Origin of the sequence: Paenibacillus sp. Lou8.1, assembly GCF_024213565.1 — a bacterium.
Lineage (GTDB): Bacteria > Bacillota > Bacilli > Paenibacillales > Paenibacillaceae > Paenibacillus > Paenibacillus polymyxa_B.
This window is the reverse complement of the sequence record NZ_JANAVN010000019.1, coordinates 1-17,986: the sequence shown is the minus strand read 5'-3', so window position 1 is coordinate 17,986 and position 17,986 is coordinate 1. Positions and strand designations below refer to the sequence as shown.

Genomic DNA, 17,986 nt, shown 5'->3' with positions numbered 1-17,986 from the left:
TCGTCATCGGCAAACGAAGAGGTTCGCCATAGGTTAGGAAATCCAGGTAGTGAAATGGAGATGTTTATTAATGAAGAAGTTATCGGGGAAAAAGCGGCTAGTCGCAAGGGTGCTCAGCAAAAATTTTAAAACGAAGCTAATGGTCGCCTTTATTGCATTTCTGATTTTACCGTCCATGATCGTGGGGGCTTTATCGTTTATAAGCGCGAGTCAGCAGATTCGAAACCAGATTGAAGAAAGTGCCGAGCAGGCTATCATCCGCACTAATTTTATTATTGATAGTACTATTGAACCCAAGGTACATGACGCAGAATATTTTGCAGAAAGACTAAAAGGCAATCGGGTAGAGACGGAGGAACAAGCGGCCAAACTGGAAGAGTTTTTCAAGCAATATGCTGCACTTCATCCTGAAGCAGAATCCATTTTTTATGGTACGAAGGACGGTAAATTTACAACCTATCCACAGAAGCAATTACCGGATAATTATGATCCACGAGTCAGACCTTGGTACGATAAAGCGATAAAGGAGCAAGCAAAGACAGCGATTAGTTCCCCCTATCTTTCGGCAAGCTCGAAGCAAATGACGGTTACGGTGTCCAAGGCAACGTTAGATGGATCGGGTGTTATTGGCATTGACCTGAAAATAAGTGGTATTAAAGAGACGTTGAACAATATTAAAGTAGGTCATGAGGGTTATGCTATATTGCTGGACAGCAACCATACTTACATTGTACATCCGACGAAGGAAGCAGGCACCAAAATTACAGATATTGAATCACGCATGTTTCAGAGCGATACTGGTGAATACGAGTATGAGTATGAAGGACAGCCCAAATATATGAACTATGCGACTAACAAGCTAACTGGCTGGAAGATAGGCGGAACGCTATATTTGTCTGAAGTCGATGAGGCAGCAGGACCGATTTTGATCAGCACTTTACTAACCATCATCGGTTGTCTTGTGATTGGTATTATCATCGTTTATTTCCTGATCCGTTCCATCATCAAACCGATTTTAAAGTTAAAAGAACAAGCGGTAAATGTGAGCGCCGGAGATCTGACACAGGACATTCAAGTAAAGAGCGAGGACGAGATCGGAGAATTAGGAGTGGCTTTTCAAAATATGCAGAATAACTTGCGATCTGTCATTCAGAACGTAGGGAACAGTGCAGATCATGTGGCAATTTCTTCGAATGAACTGACAATAAGCGCGGAACAAACCAGTGCTGCAAGTGAGCAGGTGTCCCAGGCTGTGCAAGAAATAGCCAGTGGTGCAGAGAAGCAGACTACAGGGCTGGAAAATAATTCGGTGGCCCTCGATGAAATTGCACAAGGAATCACCCAAATCGCTGAACGCTCGATTTCGGTAGCCGATTTGGCCAAACGATCTGCCTTGCAAGCCGAGGAAGGACGAAAGTCTGTTGAGCAGACAGGTGAGCAAATGAATTCCATTCATCAATCAGTAGAGCGTTCCAACCAGATGATTCAAACCTTGCAAGCCCGCTCTCATGAAATCGGTGAAATTACGAAGGTTATCGGCGATATCTCCAATCAGACAAACCTGCTGGCATTGAATGCAGCTATTGAGGCAGCCAGAGCGGGTGATCATGGAAAAGGCTTTGCCGTCGTTGCTGATGAGGTGCGCAAGCTGGCAGAGCAGTCTCAGACATCCGCCACACAGATTGCCACCTTGATTGCCGAAATTCAGCATGAAACCGAAACAACAGTGAAGACGATGGACAGGGTTACGACTGAGGTGCAGGATGGACTGCAGATTTCCAAAGCAACCATTGTCAAGTTGGGTCATGCGATGGAAGGCATTCGAGAGACAACACCTCAGGTAGAGGAGGTCGCTGCGATTGCACAGCAAATATCAGCCAGTGTACAAGAGATAGCAGCGACAGCCAACGAACTGGCGACGATTGCAACCGGTAATGCCGCCACATCTGAGGAAGTTGCCGCCTCCTCACAAGAGCAGCTGGCTTCCATGGAGGAAATATCAGCTTCTGCACAGTTGCTTTCAACCATGGCTACTGATTTGAAGGTGATGATCAGTCGTTTCAAATATTAAAACGAGCTTGAACCCTATGGAATCTATAGTACAATGAATGCTCGGGACAGTTCTTTAAGCCTTATGGCATAAGGAATCTGTCCTGAGTTTTTTTATATTTTCGATTTATTGTACAAAACATGGAAGATTATAAGGGGGGCGAACACTTGGTTCGAGATTTAATGCTATGTGCTATCGTGATATTATTGTTAGTTTTAATTTTTCAGCGTCAGCTTGTTCGTCAGACGATCACAGGTGTATTTTATGGAGTGGCAGGAATTCTGCTCTTATGTATTGGTATAAGTGATAAAACACTGCTGACCTGCTTGCTGGAGCTAGGGATTGGTCTAATGTTCATGACTCTGTTTGTGCACACTTTAATGACCGCTAAGTATACATATGGACAACGTTTGTTAAACAAAGACCGTGATCTGCTGAATTTACTTCGGGTCCAACCGGGTTTTACCTTCAGGCTGGAGAAAAGTGGTGATGAATTTTATTATAGGCTGCTTGAAGGGGAATTGCTGGAGCGCGTAGGTCTGAATCTGCAAGTCAACTACAACAAAAGGGAGCATGTGAAGCGTCTCGGGGACATATTGGAGCTTTCCTCTGAAACGATGGAGCAGCTTAGTCAATACTACAAGCAAGCCTGGTTTGGTGATCGAACCGTATTTGAATTGGAGTTTTGGGAATATTCGGCTCTCATTACCTTACATCCGGTTATGGAGGACGGGATTACTGGGTATGTTATCGGTCACGTGTTGGATATTACAGAGTATAAAGCCTCCGAGCAGAAGAGAATGGAGATGGACGAGGCTAACCATGCGAAAAGCATTTTTTTGGCTCATATGAGTCACGAAATCCGCACCCCGCTGAATGGAATCATCGGTCTGTCAAAGCTATTGAATAAGACTGAACTGACTGCCGTTCAAAGAGATTACCTCCACAAGCTTCTTGCCTCCTCGCGTACCCTTTCATCCATGCTCAGTAACGTATTGGATTTTTCCAAAATGGAAGCCGGCAGTCTGGAACTGGAAAAGGTAGAATTTGAGCCGGAAAAAATGCTTCGGCATCTCGCAGATACCGTTGGAACTTTGCTGGAAGATAAGGAAATAGAGATCGTATTTATAACGGACCTGGCGTTACCGAAAAGGTTTAAGGGAGATCCGCTTCGAATGGAGCAGGTGCTTTCAAATCTTCTGACCAACGCCATCAAGTTTACGGATCAGGGACATGTATTGTTACAGGTAAAAATGCTCAGTCAGCAGGGCGGACGAGTAGGCGTTTCTTTTATGGTAGAAGATACGGGAATAGGAATTTCCGAGACGTGTATGGACAAGCTATTCGTCCCTTTTATCCAGGCGAGTACCTCAACCAGCCGCAGATATGGGGGCTCTGGGCTGGGTTTGGCCATCAGCAAGCATTTGGCTGAAGCTATGGGCGGGAAAGTAGAAGTGAAAAGCCGATTAGGAGAGTACAGTCAATTTTACTTTAATGTCGAGTTGGATACCGGGGAATTGAATGCGGGAAGCACACGAATAGAAAAACAAATCAAAGGCAAAGCCTTAATTGTTGCGCAGCATGAACTGGTGAGGTACAGTTTGAACGAATTACTGCAAGATTTGGGGCTAAAACCATTCACTATTTCATCCTTCCAAGAAAGTATGGACGCTTTTCAAAAGGGTGAGCATTTTGATTTTGTTATCATTGATATGGGGATGGAAGGTTTTAGAGAACTGGACTCCCGGAGGCAATGGCTTCAAATGCTGGATAGGCAGATAACTCAGATCATTGGACTTACAACCGTGTTTCAGATGGAAACCATAGCTGCTGGGGACATGGATCATAGGATCGATGCCTTTTTGTCCAAGCCTGTTACCCGGAACGCTCTGCTGGAGGTTCTCTGCTGGAAGAAGGAACAGTCAGTGCCTGCAGATGGTAATACTCTGGAGACTCATGTGACCATGAGTTCCCGCAATGAGATGGGGGATACAACACAGAAGTATCAAATTCTCATAGCAGAGGATAACGAAATTAACCAGGTGGTGATTACTGAGTTTTTAGCAGAGCGTAACTTTGAGGTAACGATGGTCACGAACGGAAGAGAACTAATAGCGTTACTGGAACTGCGTTACTGGGATATGGTGTTGCTTGATCTGCATATGCCAGAGATGGATGGTTTTGAGACGGCGAGACATATTCGGAGAAACAAAGCTTTTAACAGACTTCCCATTATCGCTTTTACCGCTGATGCTGTGCAGCATGAACAGGAAGTTTGTCTTCGTGCCGGTATTAATGCCGTGCTTCTCAAGCCTATCCATGAGCTGAACGCTGCTAGAGTGTTAACTAGCTGGATTAACTTAGCGTGGCTGCAAGATTTACATGGTATTCACGCAGAGCAGGCGATAGCCGCTATGGATGGCAAGGTGTATATTTTTCAATTTGCCCTTTATAAATGGATTCAAGAATACCAGCATCTTGATAAGAGAGTACAGAAAAAAATGGGCAATGGGCAGTTATCTTCTGTTCTTCGATTAATCCACTCGCTTAAGGGAGGAACGGGGAATCTATGCGCGCCAGAGCTGCTGGCAAAGGTGATAGACCTGGAAAAGGCATTGAAGCGCAGCAATGAAACCTCAACAGGTGAACTGTATCCAGACTGGAAAGAGCAACTCAGTACGGTTCAGAAGGAGATTAATCAGATCAAGTCATCACTTCCCTGGAGCTGACCGTATTATTGCATAAATTTGTAGCCGATTCCCCAGATGGTCTTGATCAATTGCGGTTTCTTAGGGTCTTTTTCGATTTTTCTGCGTAAATGGTTAATATGTACGTCCACAGCCCTCTCATTAATAAAGGAGTCTGTGCCACGGAGAGCCTGAATCAAAGCATACCTGCTGAATACAATTCCCCGGTTCAAATAAAAAAGCTTCATGAGCTCAAATTCTGAATATGTTGTCTCCACATTCTGTCCGTTAACGGTAATCATTCTTTTCGCTAGATCCAAAGTAATGCCCGTTTCAGGTTCAGGTGCTCTGCCTCTTCCTTGCAAGCGTGTGATTTCAATACGACGGAAAAGAGCCTCCATCCGTGCTTTTAGCTCTTGCATACTAAAAGGCTTGCAAATATAATCATCTGCTCCCAACGTAAGTGTACGAATGCGCTCTGATATGTTGTTTTCTGTAGAAATCACGATGATGGGCACGTCCGTATGCTTGCGTATCAGTGGGCAGGGATTCATTCCATCCAAATCTGGAAGCAACAGATCCAGCAAAATAATATCGGGCTGTACGATCTCAAGCCTAGCAATACCCTCAGACGCTTGTTCCACTCGAGTAACGTTGTAGTCTTCTCCTGTTAAATACAAGGAAAGGGTATCTCCCAGCATATTGTCATCTTCAATAATTAAAACATTAGACATGATCATATTTCCTTATCTTTCTATCAAATTCGAGCCAAATAGTTAGGATAGATGCAATGTTTACAACAAGTTTTTGGCAGGTCCTGTTGATAGAGTAAACTCCTTTGGACAGTCTGTCAAAAGATCAGGCTTGTTGTGGCAATCCTGTGGACAAATAGTACAGATGTATATCTATTTGATATGGAAATGTACTATTTTTGAGATTTATTTCTATAATACGACAATTTTCGTTTTCTTATAACAATATACTACAAGCCGTTGATGATAAATTACAAAAATTTAACAAAACACCTCAGAAACATGCATTGACTTAAATGAAAATTATGGTATTTTATTACATAGGAGTTGACATCCTCTGATAGGCCTCTTAGAAAAACCCACTATTTAATCTTCTACTAACTTACTCTCAATGTGCTATCTCTGTATTTAATTTTCGTACTTTAATTGTTCTTGCGATCATACTTATGATTCTTTGGTGTGGATATCCCACTGTGAATTCAGACTGTCTACTCTTTTAGATTACATATTTACATTTTTTTGCTTTCCATGCTTGTATTTTTTAAAATCAGGTCAGCGGGAGGACGAGAGATCATGAACACATTCGAAGTGCTGGAGTCCAATGTAAGATCCTATTGCAGAAGTTTTCCAGTTGTTTTCAACAAAGCTAAAAACGAAGTACTGTACACGGAGGCAGGCAAGGGTTACATTGACTTTTTTGCCGGTGCAGGGGCTTTGAACTATGGGCACAATAATGATTTTATGAAAAACCGGATATTGGATTATTTAACTTCCGACCGGATTATGCATGGTCTGGATATGTACACGACGGCCAAGCAAGAGTTTATGGAGTCTTTTTCAGAGCGTATTCTCCAGCCCAAGGGCTTGAATTATAAGCTGCAATTTTGCGGACCGACCGGAACTAATGCAGTGGAAGCAGCACTGAAACTTGCACGCAAGGTGAAAAACAGAAATGGTATTTTTGCTTTTATGGGTGCGTTCCACGGGATGTCGCTGGGCAGTTTATCTATTACCAGCAACAACTCCATGCGAGAGAGCGCAGGGGTTCCCCTGAACAATGTTACCTTCATACCTTATAACAGCACATTTAACGGAATGGATACCATTTTGTATATGGAGCAGCTTTTAACAGACACCCATTCGGGTGTGGAAAAGCCTGCCGCGATCATTTTGGAAACGGTACAGGCTGAAGGCGGTATTCATATTGCAGAGACCGAATGGCTGCGTGATTTGCGACAGCTGTGCGATGATCATGATATTTTACTCATTGTTGACGATATTCAAGTCGGTTGCGGCCGGGTTGGTTCGTTCTTCTCATTCGAGCGGGCGGGAATCGTTCCTGATATGGTTGTTTTGTCCAAATCGATCAGTGGATACGGATTGCCAATGTCTCTGTTGCTACTCAAGCCAGAATTGGATATATGGAGTCCGGGTGAGCATAACGGCACCTTCCGTGGAAATCAGCTTGCTTTCGTCGGGGCAAAGGCTGCGCTGGAGTTCAGAGATACGGTAGAGCTGGAAGCACAAGTGAAGGAAAAAGAGGCTTTTGTTCAGCAGTTCTTACGTGAACATATCCAATCGATAGATCCTCTTATTGAAATTCGTGGCATGGGATTGATCTGGGGGATTGATGTGTCTCATCTGGGAGAAGTGTTCGCCAAGGAGGTAGCCTCTCTCTGCTTTAGTAGGGGACTCATTATTGAACGTGCTGGGCGTAACGATACGGTAATTAAAATTATGCCAGCGTTAACGATAAGCTTGGAAAACTTGCGTAAGGGCTGCGAAATTATTAAAGAAAGTATGGCACAGGTAACCAGTACCTTGGTTACGATGTAAATCGATCGGTAAAGCCCCTTGGCTGGAGCTGCCGTCTGCTGTAAAGCAGGTATGGCGGGCGCCGTCCAAGGGGCTTTCTAGTAAAAAATTAAGAAATAACCGTTTGGGCGTATTTTTGTGCGGATTGCTCTAGTTGCTCATCGGTCAATACTGCAGCACCATATTGTACGAAATAAGGGAGCAATTTGACACCAATCATATGGCCTGTAGCTTCCAGAGGTCTCAACAGCTCTTCGATCGTATACCTGTTCCGTCCGTCATGTTGATAATTTTCCTCAACGCTGGCAGCAGACAAGGCGATCAACAACTCTTTGCCCTGTAGCTTGCCACCTTCGCTTCCATAAGCCCAGCCGTAGGTTAGAACCTTATCCAGCCATTTTTTCAGCAGGGAAGGAGTGCTGTACCAGTAAAAAGGGAATTGCAAAACGATACGGTCATGCTGCTCTAGCAGTTCCTGCTCCTGGGCGACATTGATTTGCTCATCTGGATATACTTCATACAGGTTGTGAACGGTCACGCCGGATTGTTTCTTGAGTTCTTGCACCCATCTTTTGTTAATGCGAGATTCCGCAAGATCAGGGTGAACGACAATAACGAGGGTTGACATTTAAAAAACCATCTCCTTCGAACTTATTTATTGTAAGTAAATAACCAATACATATGTAACTATTTTAGTTTCAACTTATGGAATTGTCAACTCTATTACATTTTAAGCTCTATATTCAAAAGACTCCGGCAAGCTCATGCCGGAGTCTCAACAAATGAAGTGTTTTTACATTAAGCGATATGATTAAGAGCAACAATTTTGTTTTTCCCGGAGCGCTTAGCTTGATACAGATAGTCATCTGCTTGCTGAAAAAATACATCTTTATCTTTGTTCATTTCCTCTGTATAGCTTTTCAATCCGATGCTTACGGTTACGGAAACAATTTGCATTTTCTCCTGAAAGGTCATCTTCTCCACTTCACGCCGGATGTTCTCGACGATCTGATAAGCTTCCTCGAAAGTATGCTCGAACATCAAAATAGCAAACTCCTCACCGCCATAGCGGGCCGCAATGTCATTTGCGGTAATCTGTTCTGTAATGATTTGCGAGATGCCTTCCAAAATTTTATCTCCGAACTGGTGTCCGTAAGTGTCATTGATCTTCTTGAAATTATCAATATCCACTAACGCCAGATGGATGATCGCGCCTTGTTCGGCATATTCGAGTGCTTTTTCATAAAAGTTTTGAAAGGACAAATGATTGTACAGCTTTGTCAAACCATCAGTCATTGACATTTTGCTGATAATCGCGTTACTGATCATTAATTCCTGTTGGGCACGCTTTGTTTTATACAAATCCACTAACAAATCGCGGCCGCTGGCCTGAATAATGAGAGCAATAAAGGTGGACATAATTAAAAAGGTTGGAATCGCCACGATATCAAAGTCTGACAAATAGCTGCGGAATGATCCATCTGCTGCCAGCAACAGAAAAAAGACGACCACTTGCAATACAAAGGAAAGCCATATTAAGCGACGATTGAAGAACAGAATAGAAGAGAAAATAGGCAACAAACATAGCGCAGGAATAATCCGAATATCATAATTTAGGCGAATAATCATCCAGCAAATGACGGTGCTTGCCATAAACAGGATCGCAAAAGAATACCTGTTAAATTTAAAATGAGCCAACTCTGCCAGTAAGTTGGAACCACTCATGATTAGCGTGGGAACAATAAGGGTTCCGACGTAAAATTCATAAGGCGAAGCGTGGTAATCAAGAAATAAGTAGCTGCCCAGCTGGACGATAAAATGTACAGCTATAATCATCCAATACAGTAATAACATTTTGCGTACCCAGCGGGCTTGCTTTGTTTTGTAATCCATGGTTTGAGTAAGCCGTTTTGTCTTGTTCATGATGTCACCACACTTAATGTATCTTTAGCCATTCTCGTATTATAAGATACTATGTGATGAAGTTGAAGCTAATTTTTTTGAAGGCCATGAACTTGTTAGCCTAGCAACACTTTTACTTGGTGGATAGCCCCGTCCCCTGCAACCGGCAGGATATTATTCGTAAGGACGGTGCCATCTAAGGTAACTGTAACTACACCCTTGGAGACATGCTGTGGATTCGTGATATGAATCACGTAGTTATCACCGCGGAAGACACGGGTGACTGTGAATTCGTCCCAGGCTGTAGGAATGCACGGATCAATACGCAGACCATCCCATTCGGGCTGAATACCGAGAATGGATTGAGTGATAGCTATAAAGTTCCATGCCGCTGTACCCGTCAAAAGGCCCAACACATGATTATATTCAAACATAAAGCCGTTCTTTCTTTAGAAAGACATTTCCTGCCTTATACAAAATGTACTTGATTTTCTCAACCATTCTTCTGGAATTTGCAAAATATCCGAAATGGGTAAATATACCTTTTTATGCTAAAATGAAAAAGTTAGAATTTAGCAAGGCAGGAGGTTGCAAGAATGGCACCTATCACATTATTTTTCATCCCGTATGCAGGCGGATCGGCGTCGGTCAGCTTCAAATGGAAAAAGTTGCTGCTTCCGCAAATTAAGCTTGTTCCACTGGAATTAGCGGGCAGAGGTATTCGTTCTGGGGAACCGCTAAAGGAAAGCATTGAGGAGATGAGCGAGGATCTGTTGCACAAGATCAGCGAAGAGATAGCCCCGGGCGATCCTTATGCCATATACGGACACAGTATGGGGACGATGATCTCATTCGAGCTGTACTACAAGCTGGTGGCGAGTGGATATGGAAAGCCTGCTCATCTGTTCGTTTCAGGTGGACGGGCACCGCATGTCCCAAGAAATTCCCCATGGTTACACGATCTGCCCGCAGATCAGTTCAGGACGCATTTGCAGCGGTACGGTCAGCTTTCGGAAGCGATTTTTGACAATCGGGAATTATACGACTATTTTATGCCAGTGTTAAGAGCGGATTTCAAAGCTGTCGAGTTGTATAAGTACATGGCTAAAGCCGCACCTTTACATTGTTCTATCACCGCTTTGACGGGAATGACCGATAACACGGTGACCTTACAAGATGCGGAGGCATGGGCACACCATACGGATCAGCAATTTCGTATGTTTACCTTTGAGGGAGGACACTTTTTTATTCATGATGAAGTGGAACGGATTACGCACATCATCAATGAGACCTTTGAGCAGAGTACGGTAACAAGTAGCATACAACAATAAAAATAAGAGGTGATTTTTAGTGACAGTAGGTGTATTGGCACATTTGTTTGGCAAGTTGCCTTATCGTGAATTGGCTGCAAAGGTAGGCGCAGCGGGCTTTACTCATGTTCAGCTGGCTCCGTGGAGAGCGATCAGTGATGTAGATTTTAATAAACCGGGTAAGTTCAATCCGGGATTGGCACTGTCTATCGCAGAAGAATTTCGTAAGCATGGTGTATCCATATCGGTGCTCGGGTGCTATTTACATTTTTTTATACAGGATGAGGAATTGCTGCGTGAAAATGTAGAGCGCTTCAAAGAGCTGATCCGATATGCGGGTCTGTTAGGAGCACCAATGGTTGCAGCTGAAGTCGGACGTAATGAGGACGGTACCGCCTATACGGAACGTGACTGGAGAGTTGTAAGGGAAGTAGTGCGTGAATTAGCAGATGAAGCGGAGAAGTGGGGCGTATTCGTAGGATTGGAAGCTGCAAACGATCACTTGGTCGGAACCGCCGTAGAGTTGGCTACCTTTCTGGAGGAAGTACCTTCTTCACACATCGGTGTTGTGATTGATCCGGGTAATCTGCTGAAAACGGAAAATCTGGCGCAACAGGATGAGATCATCCGCGAAGCTTTCCAACTGCTGGGCCCCCGGATTATCGCAGCGCATGCCAAAGACCGGCGGTTGTCATCGTCAGGTGAAATTGAGACGGTGCCGCCGGGTTTTGGAGACATGAACTATGGCCTCTACATGGAACTGCTGGAGCAGTACAAGCCGGGGGTTCATATTATTATGGAAGCTGCTCAGGAGCATGAGATGGCTGAATCCAGACGTTATATCGAAGGTCATCGGATAGCCGCTCAGAAAGCGCAACAAGTGCAGACGAGATAGTGCATTCTTTCATATAATCAGGAATGCTGCGTTAATAATTGAGAGACTTGGAAGCGCCTCCTTTTCCAAGTCTCCGTTCCTTTATCCTTCTTTAACCTTGCACAACCGCCACGATTACAATGACCCAGCTTGCCAAAAAAGCCAACCCGCCAAGGGGAGTGATTGCCCCAAGCTTTCTCGCACCGGATATACTAAGGGCATACAGACTGCCGGAAAACAGGAGAATACCCACCAGCATAACCCAACCTGCGGTTACGATGAGAGAAGAATGGACAAGGCTGTCAGCAAGAACTCCAAGCAGTAGCAAACCCAGTCCATGAGCGATTTGATATTGAATTCCTGTCTGGAATATGCTGAGCATGTCTGCGGAAAGTCTTTTTTTCAATGCATGCGCGCCGAACGCTCCCAGAGCTACGGCTAAAAACATCACGATACAACCAAGCAATAGCAAAATTTTCATGTTTTAACGCCTCCCTGTGAAATAGTACCGATTCCAATCGATTTCGTCAATTTTCCTTGTGAATCTCTAAACTTATAGAATTTTTCGACTCTCATTTGGCGCCTAGTATGATATATTTTTTCCAGGGCCAATGCGAAGCATTTGGAGCAATAGACAGCGTGTCCTCCACCTTTTTTATGGGAAAGTGAGGTGATGATGCTGTCTTTTTGTGCTGTCGTTTTTCGGAATAAAATCTTGTGTAAAGCCAAAATTGATAATGGAGAGGATGAATGCCAAAGTGATCAGCAGAAAATCCGTGTTCAGGAAATCTGTCTCTATGGTCATGTCAGCCATTTTGGTACTTCCGTTAACCTTGGGCTTATTTCAGGCAGGACCCGACCGTGCATCAGCCGCAACACCGGAATCGACACGTTTTCTACAACTATATAAACAGCTGAAGGATCCGGCTAGCGGATACTTTTCAAAAGAAGGCATCCCTTATCATTCCGTTGAAACGCTCATGAGCGAGGCTCCGGATTACGGACACTTAACGACTTCGGAAGCGTACAGCTACTGGATGTGGCTGGAAGTGCTGTATGGTCATTATACCGGGGATTGGGGGCATTTGGAATCCGCATGGGACAACATGGAGAAATATATCATTCCTGTTAATGAAGGCGACGGTAAGGAAGAACAACCGACAATGAGTAACTATAATCCGACCAGCCCCGCCACTTATGCCGCAGAATATTCGCAGCCGGATCAGTACCCAAGCCGCCTGAGTGGTCAGTATGGTGCTGGCAAGGATCCACTGGACTCTGAGCTGAAGGCAACCTATGGCAACAACCAGACTTATCTGATGCACTGGTTGTTGGATGTGGATAATTGGTACGGCTTCGGCAATCTTCTGAATCCGTCGCATACAGCTGCCTATGTAAACACCTTCCAGCGTGGGGAACAGGAATCAGTCTGGGAGGCTGTACCGCATCCATCACAAGATAATCATAAGTTTGGCAAGCCTAATGAAGGATTTATGAGCCTGTTCACTAAGGAAAATAATGCCCCGGCACAGCAATGGCGCTACACGAATGCCACCGATGCAGATGCACGGGCAGTTCAAGCGATGTACTGGGCTAAGGAATTGGGATATGACAACTCCGTATATTTGGATAAAGCCAAAAAGATGGGAGACTTTTTGCGGTACGGCATGTACGATAAATACTTCCAGAAAACCGGAAGCGCTTCCAATGGAAGTCCTATTGCTGGTACGGGGAAGGATGCCAGTCTTTACCTGATGGCATGGTATACGGCTTGGGGCGGCGGACTTGGCCAAAGCGGCAACTGGGCTTGGCGAATTGGTGCCAGCCACGCGCATCAGGGCTACCAAAATGTCGTCGCAGCGTATGCGTTGTCCGATCAAGATGGTGGATTAATACCGAATTCACCAACGGCGGGACAGGACTGGGCGACCTCGCTGAAGCGCCAACTGGAGTTTTATACTTGGCTGCAATCCGATGAGGGGGCCATTGCAGGCGGAGCGACGAATAGCTGGGATGGTGCCTACAAGGCTTATCCATCTGGCACAAGTACCTTTTATGGTATGGCTTATACAGGGGCTCCTGTATATAACGATCCACCGTCGAACAACTGGTTCGGGATGCAGGCTTGGCCTGTCGAGCGGGTTGCCGAGCTGTACTACATTTTAGCCAAGAAAGGGGATACTTCGTCCGAGCAGTTTAAAATGGCTAAACAAGTGACGGAAAACTGGATAGCGTGGTCCAAGAGCTATGTATTTGCCAACGAACGGCCTGTGACTGATGCACAGGGATACTATTTGGACGCTCAAGGTAAGCGTATTCTGGGTGGCAAGAATCCGAAAGTGGCTACTACAGCAGCTAAAGGGGAATTCTGGCTGCCGAGCAATCTGGAATGGAGCGGAAAGCCTGAAACCTGGAGCGGATTTGCCAATCATAAAGGGAATACCAATCTCCATGTGGTAACAAAGAATCCAGGGCAGGATGCCGGAGTGCTGGGCAGCTATGTTAAAGCACTTACTTTTTTTGCTGCTGGAACGAAAGCTGAAAAAGGAGACTATTCCGAGTTAGGCAAGGAAGCTAAGGATCTGTCTAAAGCTTTGCTTGATGCTGCATGGGGTTATAACGATGGTATAGGCATTACAACGAAGGAAGGGCGCGAGGATTATTATCGCTATTTCACTAAAGAAGTGTATGCTCCGAGCGGCTGGAGCGGTAAGACTGGACAAGGCAACACGATCCCTGGCACCGACGCTACGGCTTCTGATCCGTCCAAAGGCGGCAATGGTACGTATTCCAGCTATAGTGACATCCGGCCTAATATCACTAAAGATCCGCAATGGTCTTATCTCAAAGATAAATACACGACTTCTTGGAACAATCAGACCCAAAAATGGGATAAAGGTGCTCCAGAATTTACATATCATCGTTTCTGGTCCCAAGTGGATATGGCAACGGCTTATGCCGAGTATGATCGTCTCATTAACGGTAGTGGACCAACCGAGCCGACAGCTCCCAAAGCTCCGGCAAATGTGAAGGCAAATGCAGGGGACGCTCAGGTTACACTGACCTGGAGCAAAGCGACGGGTGCCGATAGCTATACGGTCAAGCGCTCGACAACCAGTGGTGGCCCTTATACCACAGTAGCAACCGTAACAGACAGCACTTACAAGGATACAGGAGTGGTGAATGAAACCACTTATTATTATGTGGCAAATGCAACAAATTCTTTAGGAACCAGCCCAGATTCTGCCGAGGTCAGTGCCAAGCCTACGGCAGCACCCATTCCAGCAACGGGAGATGTGATTGCACAATATCGCGTGGGCGACACCAACCCGGGAGATAACCAGATTCGGCCACTGTTCCGTGTAGTAAACAAGGGTAAAGAGGCAGTTGATCTGAAAAATGTCAAGCTGCGATACTACTACACCGTAGATGGCGACAAGCCACAGGAATTCCATTGTGACTATGCACAGTTGGGCAGTAGTAACGTTCAGGGACGTTTGGTGAAACTGGATAAGGCCGTTACAGGCGCAGATTATTATCTGGAAATCTCCTTTGGAGCTGGTGCGGGAAGTCTGGCAGCAGGGGAAAACACAGGGGATATTCAGATTCGCATGAACAAGGCGGATTGGAGCAACTATAACGAAAGTGATGATTTTTCCTATGATCCAACCAAGACATCTTATATGGATTGGGACAAAGCACCTTTGTATATAAACGACAAACGTGTCTGGGGTCTGGAGCCTTGATTGTGAACTGATAGTGGAAATTGAGGGCGGAATGTGAGATCATTGAATTCACTTCCGTCCGTTTTTTTGTGAACGGATTCGTGGTACACTATGATCGTTACATCATTACATACATGACCGAGGTGACCTGAGACATGAACGACAATTTGGCACAGGCTCTGAATGAGCAAATGAACTTTGAATTTTACTCTGCTCACGTATATTTGGCGATGGCTGCTTATTGCTCCAGTGAAAGTCTGGATGGGTTTGCAAACTTCTTCCTGGTACAAGCTGAGGAGGAACGGTTTCATGCCATGAAACTGTATAAATACATTAATGACCGTAGAGGACGCGCCACATTGGCTGCATTGCCAGAGCCGAAAAATAGCTACGATTCCATGCTGGACGTATTTGAGCATGGCTACAAGCATGAGCAGCAAAACACGCAAAAATTTTATCATTTGGCTGACTTGGCCCTCGATGGACGCGAGCATGCAACGATCCATTTCCTGAAATGGTTTATTGATGAGCAAGTCGAAGAGGAAGCTCTGTTCGACAGTGTTATCCAGAAGCTTAAGCGCATTGAAAGAGACAGCAACGCCTTTTATATGCTGGACAGCGAGTTTGCTAAACGCAGCTTTACTGCCCCTGCGGAGTAATACAGCATACATGGTTTGTTTTGAATGCCGGAGCTAAGACCAGCATTTTATTCGTCTAGAAAGTAGAGGAGCCCGATTTTCGGGCTTTTTTGCGTTGACTTTAATTAACGAACTCCCACCTTTCGAGGGGCTATTGTTTTTTTAAATGGAGATATAGAAAAAATTAATTTGTCGCTGAATGGTGAGCATGCTACAGTTATGTTAACTTTTATATCTTATTAAATAGATGGGAATAGTTATATAGTGGTTCACTCGTTTTATAAAAACATTAGAAGGAGGCGGGTTAGTATGAGTGAAATCTATCGTCTGGCACTCCAGGAGGACGCAGAAAGATTGCAGTATGTGACGTATGAGGCGTATGAAACAATTCGGCAGTTGGAGCTTCGATGGCCTGCCGCTGAGGCAGACGTTGCTCTCATTCAAGATAACATTAAAAATAATGATTGCTATGTGCTGGAAGTAGACGGTGTTATTCAGGCTACCGTTAGCCATCTCAAAAATAGAGCCCTTAATTTTATAACCGATCTACCGTTTGTGATGTGGTTTGCTGTAGACCCGGCTGCCCAGGGCAAAGGATATGGGAAAAAACTGCTGAATTGGGTAGAGCAAACGATTATTCGTGACAAGGTCGGTGCTCCTGCTGTGACACTGGCGACTGCGGAAAAGCATCCCTATTTGCTATCCATGTACGAGCGTTGGGGATATGAACGTATCCATGCTTTTGACCATGGAACAGGGGACGGGACGATGCACTTACTGCGTAAAGTGGTGAATCCTGAATTATTCTCCACCTACATTCGTGAAAAAAATGAAGCCGAGACAGCTAATCGAAATTAGACGCGATCATAGGGAACGGGCGAAGCCGATTCGTTCGCAGAAGGGGGGCAGGACTTATGAAGTTTGTATTGTCAGCCTAATGGCTAATCTGCCTAATGCGATAACCGGAGAAGCCTGGAGTTCGCAGCAAAAATTCCAAAATGTAATAAAGCAGGCTGTGCTCGCAGAGGAGCTTGGTTTTGATGCGTATGGTGTGGGGGAGCGTCATGGTGCGCCTTTTTTGTCGTCTTCGCCTCCGCTGGTTCTGACCGCTATAGCAGGGAGAACTGAACGGATTCGTCTGCTGACGATGGTAACGGTGCTTAGTATTCTTGACCCGGTACGCGTAGCTGAGGATTATGCGACATTGGATCATTTATCGGGTGGAAGATTAGAACTGATTATCGGAAAAGGCAATGATCCACGCCATTATCCGTTGTTTGGAATTACGGAGGAAGAGCAGTGGGAGCGCTAGCAGAACGCTATCGTCTGCTCAAACGGCTATGGAGCGAGGAAGAGGTTACGTGGGAGGGCAGCTATCGGTCCCCGCTGTATCAGGTCACGACACAGCCACGCCCGTATCAAAAGCAAATTCCGATATGGCATGGAAGTGCCTCAAGTACATTATCGACGGAGCTGGCTGCACAATATGGAGAGCCTTTATTTTCCTCAAATGCTTTCCATCCTCCAGGCCAAGTATAAAACGCTAATTGATCATTACCGTGAACGGCTCGCTTATTACGGTCATGATCCTGCTCAGGCCGTAATTGGTGCCGGAGCCGGGAGTTTGTATCTGGCGGATACAGACGAGGAAGCGATCAGACGCTATCGCCCGTATTATGATGCTTACCACTCGACGGCGGCGGCTCAGCATAATCAATCCCCGTTTACAAGTTTGGAGGACAATATCCGCAACGGTCCAGTTCTGATTGGTTCTGCGGACAGCGTACTCGAAAAAATACGGAACTATTATACTGCGTTCGGCCATCAGGTACTCAGCATAAGCGTGTATGGGCTGGAAGAGCAGGAGCAGCTTGAACAGCTGCATCGGTTTGCCGAGGATATCATCCCTGTGCTGCGGCGAGAGATTCCCAGCACTATTTGGCAGCAGGTGCCGAACCTACACAAAGAAAATGGATCACGGGCTGCTATTCCTAAAGGTACTCCCTCCATTTCTCCTATTTTTCAGTTGTGATTGATGAATAACGTTACCCTCTCTCATGAAAGCAACCGAAGTAGCGGTGTTTTCGGGTTGGTCAAGACCCCATTTTATAGACACTGAAAAAAGACCCTAGGCTATAAGCTGCTTCCGATACTCATTCGGAGGCAGCTTATTTAACTTTCGTTGTGGTCGACACTGGTTGTAAAATTGGATATATTCTTTTATTCTCCTTTG

The 17,986-nt window shown here is 45.2% G+C and carries 13 protein-coding genes and 2 pseudogenes; 9 read left to right on the top strand and 6 right to left on the bottom strand.

Annotated features, from left to right (window positions below; genetic code table 11):
* Window positions 1-70 precede the first annotated feature (70 nt).
* Both NLX78_RS23165 and NLX78_RS23160 read left to right on the top strand, forming a co-directional pair.
* On the top strand, window positions 71-2,071 hold the full coding sequence (locus NLX78_RS23165; protein WP_254351641.1) for a methyl-accepting chemotaxis protein: 2,001 nt from the start codon (window positions 71-73) through the stop codon (window positions 2,069-2,071).
* 146 nt (window positions 2,072-2,217) lie between these two features.
* Window positions 2,218-4,779, top strand: coding sequence for a response regulator (locus NLX78_RS23160; protein WP_254351640.1), 2,562 nt, complete (start codon window positions 2,218-2,220; stop codon window positions 4,777-4,779).
* 5 nt (window positions 4,780-4,784) lie between these two features.
* Here the strand turns inward: NLX78_RS23160 and NLX78_RS23155 are convergent, their stop codons facing one another.
* On the bottom strand, window positions 4,785-5,471 hold the full coding sequence (locus tag NLX78_RS23155; protein WP_254351639.1) for a response regulator transcription factor: 687 nt from the start codon (window positions 5,469-5,471) through the stop codon (window positions 4,785-4,787).
* 591 nt (window positions 5,472-6,062) lie between these two features.
* Here NLX78_RS23155 and ectB point away from each other — a divergent pair.
* Window positions 6,063-7,325 (top strand): diaminobutyrate--2-oxoglutarate transaminase, encoded by a 1,263-nt coding sequence (gene ectB / locus NLX78_RS23150; protein WP_254351638.1) that lies wholly within the window; start codon window positions 6,063-6,065, stop codon window positions 7,323-7,325.
* 88 nt (window positions 7,326-7,413) lie between these two features.
* Here ectB and NLX78_RS23145 read toward each other — a convergent pair whose 3' ends face one another.
* From NLX78_RS23145 to NLX78_RS23135, 3 genes and pseudogenes are all read right to left on the bottom strand, one after another.
* Window positions 7,414-7,932, bottom strand: a complete 519-nt coding sequence (locus tag NLX78_RS23145; protein WP_028541334.1) for an NAD(P)H-dependent oxidoreductase — start codon at window positions 7,930-7,932, stop codon at window positions 7,414-7,416.
* A gap of 170 nt (window positions 7,933-8,102) precedes the next feature.
* On the bottom strand, window positions 8,103-9,227 hold the full coding sequence (locus NLX78_RS23140; protein ID WP_254351637.1) for a GGDEF domain-containing protein: 1,125 nt from the start codon (window positions 9,225-9,227) through the stop codon (window positions 8,103-8,105).
* A 95-nt stretch (window positions 9,228-9,322) separates the two neighbouring features.
* Window positions 9,323-9,610, bottom strand: a pseudogene (locus tag NLX78_RS23135) (glycosyl transferase); the annotation flags it as partial.
* Window positions 9,611-9,802: 192 nt separating this feature from the next.
* On the opposite strand from NLX78_RS23135, the gene NLX78_RS23130 reads away from it, so the two are divergent.
* Both NLX78_RS23130 and NLX78_RS23125 read left to right on the top strand, forming a co-directional pair.
* Window positions 9,803-10,537, top strand: coding sequence for a thioesterase II family protein (locus tag NLX78_RS23130; RefSeq protein WP_250268270.1), 735 nt, complete (start codon window positions 9,803-9,805; stop codon window positions 10,535-10,537).
* Window positions 10,538-10,556: 19 nt separating this feature from the next.
* Window positions 10,557-11,411 carry a sugar phosphate isomerase/epimerase family protein gene (locus tag NLX78_RS23125; RefSeq protein WP_061831661.1) on the top strand — a complete coding sequence of 285 codons (855 nt, stop codon included), beginning with the start codon at window positions 10,557-10,559 and terminating at the stop codon, window positions 11,409-11,411.
* Between the two features lie 91 nt (window positions 11,412-11,502).
* On the opposite strand, the gene NLX78_RS23120 is transcribed toward NLX78_RS23125, so the two are convergent.
* The gene (locus tag NLX78_RS23120; protein WP_254351636.1) at window positions 11,503-11,871 is read right to left on the bottom strand and encodes a DUF423 domain-containing protein; all 369 of its coding nucleotides are present in this window, start codon (window positions 11,869-11,871) and stop codon (window positions 11,503-11,505) included.
* Between the two features lie 316 nt (window positions 11,872-12,187).
* Here NLX78_RS23120 and NLX78_RS23115 point away from each other — a divergent pair, with 316 nt between their 5' ends.
* From NLX78_RS23115 to NLX78_RS23100, 4 genes and pseudogenes are all read left to right on the top strand, one after another.
* Window positions 12,188-15,136 carry a glycoside hydrolase family 48 protein gene (locus NLX78_RS23115; protein ID WP_254351696.1) on the top strand — a complete coding sequence of 983 codons (2,949 nt, stop codon included), beginning with the start codon at window positions 12,188-12,190 and terminating at the stop codon, window positions 15,134-15,136.
* A 134-nt stretch (window positions 15,137-15,270) separates the two neighbouring features.
* Window positions 15,271-15,774, top strand: coding sequence for a ferritin (locus tag NLX78_RS23110; protein ID WP_013310291.1), 504 nt, complete (start codon window positions 15,271-15,273; stop codon window positions 15,772-15,774).
* 288 nt (window positions 15,775-16,062) lie between these two features.
* A complete protein-coding gene (locus tag NLX78_RS23105; protein ID WP_254351635.1) occupies window positions 16,063-16,611 on the top strand; it encodes a GNAT family N-acetyltransferase in 549 nt (182 codons plus the stop codon).
* Between the two features lie 79 nt (window positions 16,612-16,690).
* A pseudogene (locus NLX78_RS23100) lies at window positions 16,691-17,785 on the top strand (LLM class flavin-dependent oxidoreductase).
* A 96-nt stretch (window positions 17,786-17,881) separates the two neighbouring features.
* Here the strand turns inward: NLX78_RS23100 and NLX78_RS23095 are convergent.
* Complete coding sequence (locus NLX78_RS23095) at window positions 17,882-17,977, bottom strand: IS3 family transposase (RefSeq protein ID WP_367988664.1); 96 nt, start codon at window positions 17,975-17,977, stop codon at window positions 17,882-17,884.
* Window positions 17,978-17,986: the final 9 nt, after the last annotated feature.

Coding starts and splice junctions, on each gene's coding strand:
- NLX78_RS23165 (WP_254351641.1), top strand. CDS start 71: ATGAAGAAGTTATCGGGGAAAAAGCGGCTAGTCGCAAGGGTGCTCAGC.
- NLX78_RS23155 (WP_254351639.1), bottom strand. CDS start 5,471: ATGTCTAATGTTTTAATTATTGAAGATGACAATATGCTGGGAGATACC.
- ectB (WP_254351638.1), top strand. CDS start 6,063: ATGAACACATTCGAAGTGCTGGAGTCCAATGTAAGATCCTATTGCAGA.
- NLX78_RS23145 (WP_028541334.1), bottom strand. CDS start 7,932: ATGTCAACCCTCGTTATTGTCGTTCACCCTGATCTTGCGGAATCTCGC.
- NLX78_RS23140 (WP_254351637.1), bottom strand. CDS start 9,227: ATGAACAAGACAAAACGGCTTACTCAAACCATGGATTACAAAACAAAG.
- NLX78_RS23130 (WP_250268270.1), top strand. CDS start 9,803: ATGGCACCTATCACATTATTTTTCATCCCGTATGCAGGCGGATCGGCG.
- NLX78_RS23120 (WP_254351636.1), bottom strand. CDS start 11,871: ATGAAAATTTTGCTATTGCTTGGTTGTATCGTGATGTTTTTAGCCGTA.
- NLX78_RS23115 (WP_254351696.1), top strand. CDS start 12,188: ATGGTCATGTCAGCCATTTTGGTACTTCCGTTAACCTTGGGCTTATTT.
- NLX78_RS23110 (WP_013310291.1), top strand. CDS start 15,271: ATGAACGACAATTTGGCACAGGCTCTGAATGAGCAAATGAACTTTGAA.
- NLX78_RS23105 (WP_254351635.1), top strand. CDS start 16,063: ATGAGTGAAATCTATCGTCTGGCACTCCAGGAGGACGCAGAAAGATTG.